This window comes from uncultured Mycobacterium sp., assembly GCF_964249325.1.
In the GTDB taxonomy this organism is placed as follows: Bacteria; Actinomycetota; Actinomycetes; order Mycobacteriales; family Mycobacteriaceae; genus Mycobacterium.
On sequence record NZ_CAXUCH010000049.1, the window covers coordinates 1 to 6576 of the forward strand.

The 6576-nt window shown below is 68.1% G+C and carries 5 protein-coding genes and 1 pseudogene (1 of these 6 only partly in view); 4 read left to right on the plus strand and 2 right to left on the minus strand.

Features of this window, described 5'->3' with window-relative positions; genetic code table 11:
• Both ACFE99_RS08900 and ACFE99_RS08905 read right to left on the minus strand, forming a co-directional pair.
• On the minus strand, positions 1-3017 hold a 3017-nt coding region (locus ACFE99_RS08900), incomplete at its 3' end, for an alpha-mannosidase (protein ID WP_375484401.1).
• Between the two features lie 22 nt (positions 3018-3039).
• Positions 3040-3807, minus strand: a complete 768-nt coding sequence (locus ACFE99_RS08905; RefSeq protein ID WP_375484403.1) for an endonuclease/exonuclease/phosphatase family protein — start codon at positions 3805-3807, stop codon at positions 3040-3042.
• Positions 3808-3825: 18 nt separating this feature from the next.
• Here ACFE99_RS08905 and ACFE99_RS08910 point away from each other — a divergent pair, with 18 nt between their 5' ends.
• From ACFE99_RS08910 to ACFE99_RS08925, 4 genes and pseudogenes are all read left to right on the plus strand, one after another.
• Positions 3826-4404 (plus strand): nucleotidyltransferase, encoded by a 579-nt coding sequence (locus tag ACFE99_RS08910; RefSeq protein WP_375484405.1) that lies wholly within the window; start codon positions 3826-3828, stop codon positions 4402-4404.
• Between the two features lie 6 nt (positions 4405-4410).
• A complete protein-coding gene (locus ACFE99_RS08915; protein ID WP_375484407.1) occupies positions 4411-5013 on the plus strand; it encodes a DinB family protein in 603 nt (200 codons plus the stop codon).
• Positions 5014-5066: 53 nt separating this feature from the next.
• Positions 5067-6428: an ABC1 kinase family protein gene (locus tag ACFE99_RS08920; protein WP_375484409.1), complete on the plus strand. Its 1362-nt coding sequence runs from the start codon at positions 5067-5069 to the stop codon at positions 6426-6428.
• Positions 6418-6576, plus strand: a pseudogene (locus ACFE99_RS08925) (alpha/beta fold hydrolase); it runs 759 nt beyond the window's last position. The gene ACFE99_RS08920 and the pseudogene ACFE99_RS08925 overlap by 11 nt, the downstream one beginning before the upstream one ends.

Sequence of the window (6576 nt, forward strand, 5' to 3'; positions counted from 1 at the left end):
ATCCCAGCGCGTCGCCAGTCGCCGTCGTCGGCGATCAGGGCGTAGTCGAAGTCGTGTGTCCAATGCTGGAGCTGGAAGGCCGAGCCGTCGGGGGCGCTGCGGCGCGGCTCGTCGATCCAGGTGCCCGACGGCCACCCGGTGCACGACCGCAGCAACGCGGTGTGCAGGGTGCCGTCGGTTTCGACGGCGAAGCTGGGCACTCCGCGGTTGAGTAGCGCTACCGTTCGAGCCTCGAACGACGGCACCCCGGCGGGCACCTGCTGGGCGACTACGACCTCGGCATCGGCGAGGTCGTCGGCCAGCGCTTTGATCGCAGCGGCGAAGTCGGAGCCGTCGCGGCCGGCAATCACCAGCACCGGCAGTGCCCGGGGGTCGCGCAAGTCGGCACCGGGCACCCAGGCGCTGGCCAGCGACATCGCGGCGGGCACCCAGATCCGGGCCCGACCCGTCTGGCTCAACTGGCGGTCGAGCTCTGCGCTATAGCACGGGTCGGCCGCAGCCAGCACCGCTTTGGTGAACACGTTGCGGTCCGGCCCGCCCAGCGCAACCCGGGCATCGGGCAAATTCGAGTCGATGCCGAGGTGACCGTAGCGGGGTTTGTCGGCGCCGCTGCAGGTAGCCGTGACGCCGGCGCGCACCAGCGCGACCATCAGATCGCGTGCCAGCGGCCCTGACGTCGTCTCCGCCGGCGACACCACCTCGGCCACCGACACCGCCCGCACGGTATTGCCCGCGCAGACTCGGGCAGTCGAGGACAGCCCGAACCAGCCGTAGGCCGGGTTGTCCAACGTCCACGGATGTCGCGCGGTGTCCACCGACCGGCCCTGCTCGTGCAGGAGCGCGAAACCGCGGCCGACGACGGCGTCGCCGACCTCGCTGACCGGCATCGCGCCGGGCACCGGGCAGGGCCATCGCAGCCGCAGCAGGCGGTCGGCCCCGGTGAACTCATCGATGGTGGTCCGGCAGTCCACCCGCGCCATCCCGTGCCACAGCGTCAGCGTCTGGGTGTAGCGAAGCAGCCGGCCGATGCGACCACGTATGACGAGCCGCTGCCCGACCGGGCACTCGTAGGCACGCACCTGCGCACCTGTCTCCGACGAACACACGACCGGACCTTTGGGCAGCAGGTGCCACGGGCCTTCGCCGCCGGTCGGATGCGCCGGGTATTCCTCGTACACAGCCAGCTCGTTGCCCACCCGGCCGGCGGCGATCAGCTCGCGACCGTCGTGAACCCAAGACGACACCCCGCCACCACGGTCGGGGTCGACAGCCAGCCGGTAGTGCTCGTTGCCAATCACGTTGCCCCGCAACGGCTTCCAAGTCGGCGTCTGACCGGGAACCACCCGATAGGCCCGCCACCCCAGCGACGGTATGTCGCGCGCCAGAAATGTCACCGAGCATCCGTCGTGCTCGACTACCGCTGGTATCTCGCCGCCGTCGGCGTCGACGATCCGTGCCGGGGTATCGAAGCGGACGGTCACCACGTCAGTTCGCTTGTGCGCCAATGTGTTCCACACGACTGTTGCTTGTTCCGGGTCACCGTCGACCGCTCGCGACAACAGCGTCAGTGAGCGATCCCGCACTGTCCGGCCCAGTTCCGACGCCTCGCGCCAGCACGTGAGCAGGTCGAGGTACACCTGATCGGATTCCGAGCCGGTGATGGCGTCATGATGGGCGCCGTATGCCAACTGCACCCAGGCCTTGGCCAACGCCGCCTGCGGATACTGGGCGCCGGTCAGCAGCGCAGCGAACACCGCGAACTTCTCCGCGTCGAGGACCGCGGTTTCGGCGGCCCGGTTGGCCTGCTTGGTGTCGATGAACGACACGTCCTTGCCGGTGTAGATCGGGTTCATGTCGCGCGTTTGCGGCGACGACGCCAGCCCGCGGGCGTCCAGCTCGGCTCGCACTGCGGCGAAGAACTCCCGCGGCAGCGCGCACACGAACCGCGGCCAGGTGTAGCGGGCCGCCCAGTCCCGATGAATCGCGGTGACCCACTTGTTCGGCGGGGTGTAGTCGGTGCCGACCGGCAATAGCACATTGCGGGTGAGCGCGACCTGCTTGAGCTGCTCGAACAGCCGGTAGGTGGCCTGCTCCGCCTCGGCAAGAGACGTCGACTCGTCCATCCACCAGCCGGCCGAGTAGTGCGCCGGCATGTAGTGGGTGAGCAGCCCGCGCCCAGACGGGGCGATCCACTCGAATTCGCTGCAAAACTGCATGCCCGCCAGCCCCACGTCGCTGTGCGTCGGCCCCCACTGGTGATGCGGCCCGCGCGCCCACGAACTCGTCAGCCCGGCGTCGGCGGCCAAGCCGGGAAACTGCGGATCGTGGCCGAACGCGTCGAGCTGCCATGCCGTTGCCGGCTCGGCGCCCAGCGCGTCGCACTGAAAGCCACTGCCGTGCACGAAGTTTCGGATCGTCGTCTCCGGCCCAGTCAGATTGGTGTTGGGTTCGTTGTAGGTGCCGCTCATGATCTCGACGCGGCCCTCGTCAAGAAACCGCCGCAGGTCGGCGCGGTCCTCGGGATGGGTGTCCCAATAGGGCTTGAGGTAGTCGACTTCGGCGAGGACGAACTTGTACTCGGGTTCGCGGCGGGCCATCTCCAGATGCGCGCGCACCAGCTCGAAGCCGTTGCTCTGGCGGCATCGTCCGGGCGGATCCTCGCGCCACACGCTGGTGTAGGCGCCCTGGGTGTTCCACCACACCGGGTCGTAGTGGAAGTGGCTGATCATGAACATCGTCCACCCTGGTTCGGCCACGGTGAAGGTGAACGCCACCGCTGAATCGTCGGCGCGAACTCGCGCGCCATGTCGCGCGCCGATGAGCGGGTCGTCGACCATGACCGGGATTTCCACCACCCCGTCACCGGCCGCCGCCACAGCCTCCCCCGCGACGCCAGGGCCGTCGACGCGGACCGGCGTCGGTTGGCCGCAGCCCGTATAGGTCACGCGGGCCAGCTGCAGCGGCGCATCGGGCGGCCCGACGAACAGCTCGGTCGATTCTGCGGTGAGCACCCGCATCCCCGCACTTTACGACCAGGACTCAGCGGCGGGAGACGTCGACGACGAGGGGGCGGTGATCCGAGATTGTCAGCTTGGCCGTCGATACGTTCTCAGTGGTCAGCAGGCGGTCGTCGGTCAGGATGTGGTCGAGCTGACGCTCGGGTGCGTCGGCGGGAAACGTGGGCGCGGTTGCCAGCGGCCGCAGTCCTGACCAACGCTGCGGCGACGGCGGGGTCATGTTGAGGTCACCCATCAGCACCCGCGGGCCCGGAAAGCCGCGCAGATCACGGGCCAGCCGGCGCAGCTGGACGCGGTTCCAGCCGGGAACGAACGACAGGTGGGTATTGGCCACGGTCAGCGGGCCCACGTCGGTGTCGAAGCGCGCGATCACCGCCGCGCGGGGTTCTTCGTCGACGATTTGCACGCGACCGGGGCCGGGCAGATACATCGGGAACTTCGCCGGGATCCGCGGCAGCCGCAGCACCTGCCAGGTCAGTGCCGGAAACCGCGACAGCAGCGCGATGCCATACGCGGCGGTACCGGGCTGCTCCTCCCCGGTCGCGGCCATCCAGGTCGCGCCGGGAGTGCCCGAGATCGCGGCGACGAACCGGTGGCTGACCGCGCCCATCGCCTCCACCGCGACCGCGGTCAGGTCGGCCATCGCCGAGCGCGGCTGCTCGCAGTCGACCTCCTGCAACGCCAGCACATCGGCGTCCAGGTGCGTCACGCAGTCAGCGAGCCGGTCCAGGTCTACCTCGCCGTCGTCGAGGCTGCGTCCGTGCAGGATGTTGAAGGTAGCCAGCCGCATGGGTACTACCTACCCACCATGACGAGCACCGGATCACCCGAGACCGCGGCGGTGGCGCGCAGTGAGGACTTTCGCGAGGCGCTGCGACGCGCCGCGTCGGCGCTCAAGGCGCACGGCCCGGAGTTCGCTCTCGCGGGCAGCTATGCCCTATGGGTATTCGGCGGCCCGGAACCGGTGCACGACGTCGACTTCGCCGTCGCGGAATCCGATGCCGACGCCGCGGCGATGACGCTGGCCACCGCCGGGTTCAGCATCGACCGCACGCCGGAGGACTGGCTGTTCAAGGCCTGCCTCGACGACGTCGTCGTGGACGTGCTGCACCGGATCAACGGTGTCCCGGTCGACGAGGCCACGATCAAGTCGGCCAAGAGCTACGAGGTCCTGGCGATCCGCATGCGGGTGCTGTCACCCACCCAGGTGATGGCCGAGAAACTGTGCTCGCTCAACGAGCACCGCTGCGACTTCGCCACGCTGCTACCCGCCGCGCGAGCCGTGCGCGAACAAGTGGACTGGGACGAGGTCCGCGCAAACACGGCCGACAACGACTTCGCGGCGGCGTTCCTGGTGCTCACCGATCGGCTGGGCATTACTGTCTAGCTCACCATGCCTGCCCTCGCCCCACCCGTCGCCGACGAACGCCAGGCGCTGCGGGAATACCTGGCCTACCACCAGAGCGCGTACTTTGCGGTGTCCCACGGTCTGACCGATGAGCAGGCCCGCTCCACGCCGACGGTCAGCGCGCTGTCGATCGGCGGGTTGATCAAACACGCCACCGGCATGCAGCGGACCTGGATGGCGCGGGTAGCCGCCGCGCCCGAGGCCCCGCCGAAGGACACGCGCCCGTTCAAGGAGATCGCCAAGGAATTCGGAGACCAGCACGTGATGCGCCCCGACGAGACGCTCGCCGGACTGCTAGGCGCATTCGAGGAGCAGAACGCCAGATCGCTGCACCTGACGGAAACCGCGGACCTCGATGCGGCGGTGCCCGTCCCGCAAGACATTCCCTGGTTTCCCAAGAACATCGGTGCCTGGTCGGTGCGATGGGTGATCCTGCATGTCATCAACGAGCTGGCCCGGCACGCGGGGCACGCCGACATCATCCGGGAAAGCATCGACGGCGCAACGATGTACGAGCTGATCGCCGCCCGCGAGAACTGGGAACCACAGCCGTGGCTGACTCCGTGGCGGCCGCGCGGCGCGACGTGAGCGGGCTCACGCCGATTGGGAGTTGACAGCAACCCTTTGGCACACTGGCTCGAATGAGCTCCACCAACCACCGCGAGGTAACCAAGATCGATCGGGTGCCCTTGCCGGTCGAGGCGGCCCGCATCGGCGCGACGGGATGGCACGTCACCCGTACCGCCGCCCGCGTCATCACCAAATTGCCGGGCCGTGGTGGCTGGCAGCAGAAGGTCATCAAGCAGATGCCGCAGACCTTCGCCGAACTGGGGCCCACCTACGTCAAGTTCGGGCAGATCATCGCGTCGAGCCCGGGCGCGTTCGGGGAATCGCTGTCCCGCGAATTTCGCAGCCTGCTCGACGCGGTGCCGCCCGCCAAACCCGCCGAAGTGCACAAGCTGTTCATCGAGGATCTCGGCGCCGAGCCGTCGGAGTTGTTCGCCGAGTTCGACGAGCAGCCGTTCGCCTCGGCGTCGATCGCCCAAGTGCATTACGCCAAGCTGCACACCGGCGAAGACGTTGTCGTCAAGATCCAGCGCCCGGGCATCCGGCGCCGGGTAGCCGCCGACTTACAGATCCTGAAACGCTTCGCTCAGCTCGTCGAGTTGGCCAAGCTGGGCCGGCGGCTATCAGCCCAGGACGTCGTCGCCGACTTCGCCGACAACCTCGCCGAGGAGCTGGACTTCCGGTTGGAAGCACAGTCGATGGAGGCGTGGGTGGCGCATCTGCACACCTCGCCGCTGGGCAAAAACATCCGGGTCCCGACCGTGTACTGGAACTACACCACCGAGCGGGTGCTGACCATGGAGCGGGTGCAGGGCATCCGCATCGACGACGCAGCTGCTATCCGCAAGGCCGGATTCGACGGCACCGAGCTGGTCAAGGCGCTGCTGTTCAGCCTGTTCGAGGGCGGACTGCGGCACGGGCTGTTCCACGGGGACCTGCACGCCGGCAACCTCTACGTCGACGAGCAGGGCCGCATCGTATTCTTCGACTTCGGCATCATGGGTCGCATCGAACCGCGTACCCGCTGGCTGTTGCGCGAGCTGGTCTATGCGCTGCTGGTCAAAAAGGACCACGCCGCCGCCGGCAAGATCGTCGTGCTGATGGGCGCGGTGGGCACCCTCAAGCCGGAAGCCCAGGCCGCGAAGGATCTCGAGGCGTTTTCGACTCCACTCACCATGCAGTCGCTGGGCGAGATGTCGTATGCCGCGATCGGCCGGCAGCTCTCCGCACTGGCCGACGCCTACGACGTCAAGCTGCCCCGCGAGCTGGTACTGATCGGCAAGCAGTTCCTCTACGTCGAGCGGTACATGAAGCTGCTCGCGCCGAAGTGGCAGATGATGTCGGACCCGCAGCTCACCGGCTACTTCGCCAACTTCATGGTGGAGGTCAGCCGCGAATACGACCCCGACAGCACTGGTGTCGCGCATGGCGGATGAGCAGCTGGCCCAATCAGCCCAGGTGCCGGTGAGGTCCGGCAGTGCTCGCTCCGGCGATCTCGACATCTACTACGAGGACATGGGTCACCCCGACGACCCGGCCGTGCTGCTGATCATGGGGCTGGGCGCACAACTGCTGCTGTGGCGC

Coding starts and splice junctions, on each gene's coding strand:
- ACFE99_RS08905 (WP_375484403.1), bottom strand. CDS start 3,807: ATGCGGCTGGCTACCTTCAACATCCTGCACGGACGCAGCCTCGACGAC.
- ACFE99_RS08920 (WP_375484409.1), top strand. CDS start 5,067: ATGAGCTCCACCAACCACCGCGAGGTAACCAAGATCGATCGGGTGCCC.
- ACFE99_RS08910 (WP_375484405.1), top strand. CDS start 3,826: ATGACGAGCACCGGATCACCCGAGACCGCGGCGGTGGCGCGCAGTGAG.
- ACFE99_RS08915 (WP_375484407.1), top strand. CDS start 4,411: ATGCCTGCCCTCGCCCCACCCGTCGCCGACGAACGCCAGGCGCTGCGG.